This window comes from Allobaculum sp. (assembly GCF_047010065.1).
Classification (GTDB): domain Bacteria; phylum Bacillota_I; class Bacilli_A; order Erysipelotrichales; family Erysipelotrichaceae; genus Allobaculum; species Allobaculum fili.
On sequence record NZ_JBKXLD010000152.1, the window covers coordinates 1 to 3006 of the forward strand.

The following is a 3006-nucleotide window of genomic DNA, read 5'->3' on the forward strand; positions in this document are numbered from 1 at the left end:
GCACATCGGTGCCTACCAGGTCAGCCTGAACGGCCGTAAGGTTACGTTCCTCGATACTCCGGGTCACGAAGCGTTTACCGCCATGCGAGCTCGCGGTGCCCAGATTACCGATATCGTCGTTCTGATCGTCGCAGCCGATGACGGTGTCATGCCGCAGACGAAAGAGTCGATCGACCACGCCCGTGCAGCCGGGGTACCAATCGTCGTTGCCGTCAACAAGATCGATAAACCAGGTGCCAACCCGGACCGTGTCATGAGCGAACTCGCCAACGAGGGCGTCATGCCGGAAGAATGGGGCGGCGATACGATTTTCAACCAGATTTCCGCACGCAGCGGTCAGGGCGTAAACGACCTGCTCGAATCCCTGCTTCTCGTTGCCGATATGCAGGAGCTGAAAGCCAACCCGGATGCAGCCGCCAGCGGTACCGTTATTGAAGCCAAGCTCGATAAAGGCCGCGGACCGGTCGCTACGCTGCTCGTTCAGCAGGGTACGCTCCACTCCGGCGATTCTCTCGTTGCCGGAACCGCCTATGGCCGTATCCGTAAGATGACTTCGGATAAGGGTATGGAACTCAAGAGTGCAGGACCGTCGACTCCAGTCGAAATTATCGGTCTGAACGAAGTGCCGCGTGCCGGCGATGTGTTCATGGTTTACGATTCCTATAAAAAGGCTGCTGAGATTGCCGGTCACCGTCAGTCCAAGCAGATTGAATCGGAACGTGCTTCTTCCTCTGCCCGCTCTCTGGAAGATATGGCCCGCATGATCAGCGAAGGCGATATGAAGGAAATCAACGTCCTCATCAAAGCCGACGTTCAGGGTTCTGCAGAAGCCCTGAAAGCCTCGATCGAAAAGCTGGCTGTGGATACCGTCAAAGTCAACGTCATCCGTTCGACCGTCGGTTCCATCACCGAATCGGATATCATGCTCGCTTCCGCGTCGAACGCCATCATTTACGGATTCAACATCCGTCCGACAGCAGCCGTTCGTAAGAAAGCGGAAGAAGAAGGCGTGGAAATCCGACTGCACAACATTATTTACAAGGCACTTGAAGAACTTGAAGGCCTGATGAAAGGCATGCTCGCCCCGGTTTACGAAGAAGTCGTTACCGGTCAGGCAGAAGTTCGTCAGATTTATAAGGCATCCAAAGTCGGAACCATCGCTGGTTCGTACGTAACCGACGGCGTGATTCGCCATAACTCCTCATGCCGCCTGATCCGCGATGGCATTGTTGTCTACACCGGCAAGCTGGGATCCCTGCGTCGTTTCGATAAGGACGTGAAGGAAGTCAGCCAGGGCTTTGAATGCGGTATGACAATTGAAAACTTCAACGACATCAAAGTCGGCGATATCATTGAAGCTTTCGAAGATCAGGAAGTTAAAAATGACGCTTAAACAGGACAGAATGGATCAGATCCTCAAAAAGGAGATCAGTCGGATTCTTCAGTTCGAACTGAAAAACCCGAAACTCGGCTTCGTGACCGTTACGGATGTGGAATGCACCCGCGATATGTCGCAGGCGAAAGTATACGTCTCCTTTCTGGGAAAACAGGAACGCAATGATGCCGGAATGAAAGTGCTGCAGGCCTCGAAAGGCTTTATCCGCAGTACGCTCGCCCGCAACATCAAAGCGCGCAAGATGCCGGATTTGATTTTTGTTCAGGATACCTCTCTCGATCAGGGCCGCAAGATCGACTCGATTCTGAGTTCTCTGAATAAGAACAGCAGCGAAACCATGGCATCCAAAGAAGCCAGAGAAGCGAAAGCCCACGCGGCTGACGCAGAAGAGAAAACCGAAGAAAACTAAGGCTTTCTCTTCTGGACGCATTTGACCCATAGAAATGAAAAATAAACCGCAAGGCAGGAAGAGTTCTCTTTCTGCCTTCTTCGTATCGCTGCTGTACGGACTTTTTGCTGGATCGCTCTTTCTTTTCCTGATCGTTTTTGCCGGCGATTTTGAGATCATCTGGAAACAGGCCATATCCTCTCCGGCACTGATCGTTCCCTCGCTGACCGTGGGGGGCACGGTTTTTCTCTTTTTCCTGTTTCGAAAGCGTAAAATTCTGTCTTTTCTCATTTCGGCAGCGGGCGTGGCGGCGTTTTGCGGCTATTTCGTCTATCTGCTTCATACGCCGGTTCCGTTTATTCAGCTGATTACCGTGCGCGACTCGGCTGTCCAGCAGACGCTGCAGCAGTCCTCATCCCTCTTTGAAAACTGCGTGCAGGAAGGCAATGAACATCCGGCGGTCTATTTTGAAGTGAGCGATCAGGCATCTATGCCGGGCGACGCGGAAAAGAAGGCGATCGTGCAGATGATTCACGAACTGCCCTCCGCTCTGAAAAAGCAGGCGGCTGGAATTTATTTTCTGAGCGAAAACTCGTTCAACCAGGCGATCGAGCAGGAGACGAATATTGATGCAGCCGGTTTTTCACGTGCGTCCAACTTCACCGCCGCCATCAAGGTGCCGGATCTGAACCGGTCGGAATACCTTACGTATTTTCGAAACGGAAGAACATGCAGTCTTTCCAGTCCGGAAAGCTTTAAGGAGACGATCGTTCACGAACTGGTCCATTTGGCGGATGTACGAACGCACGGATCGACGCTGCGCATATCCTCTTTGCCGCGCTGGAAAGAAATTTATGAGACGCAAAAAGATCTCTTCGGTGAATATGGAGCGACGAACCGCAGCGAATTTTTCGCGGAAGCCGGCGTCTACTATTTCCTGTATCCGGATTTATTAAAAGAAATGAGTCCGGCCGTATATGACTTTTTCTTCGAATATCTCGGATAGAAATCTTACTTTCTTTTTCTGCGGGAACGTCTTTCGTGCTCTGCCTGTATAATCCACAACTGTACAAATTTCTTTGAATGGTTTTCTCTGTTTTCGAACAGAGAAAGCCGTTTTTCATTTCTGTGAAATCGTTTTTAGAACGGCTGTCAAAAGGAAACAGGCGTAAGTGTCAAACAATCGACGGGTATACGCGAGACTGAATATTAGATACGCTAA

At 51.2% G+C, this 3006-nt stretch carries 3 protein-coding genes; all 3 read left to right on the forward strand.

The window, feature by feature from the left end; genetic code table 11:
* A partial coding sequence (infB, locus tag ACLUYS_RS09690; RefSeq protein WP_412659761.1) for a translation initiation factor IF-2 occupies positions 1-1393 on the forward strand: 1393 nt, incomplete at its 5' end.
* Positions 1383-1805: a 30S ribosome-binding factor RbfA gene (gene rbfA, locus ACLUYS_RS09695; RefSeq protein WP_230267889.1), complete on the forward strand. Its 423-nt coding sequence runs from the start codon at positions 1383-1385 to the stop codon at positions 1803-1805. The genes infB and rbfA, both read left to right, overlap by 11 nt.
* A gap of 34 nt (positions 1806-1839) precedes the next feature.
* The gene (locus tag ACLUYS_RS09700) at positions 1840-2790 is read left to right on the forward strand and encodes an anthrax toxin lethal factor-related metalloendopeptidase (protein ID WP_230267890.1); all 951 of its coding nucleotides are present in this window, start codon (positions 1840-1842) and stop codon (positions 2788-2790) included.
* Positions 2791-3006: the final 216 nt, after the last annotated feature.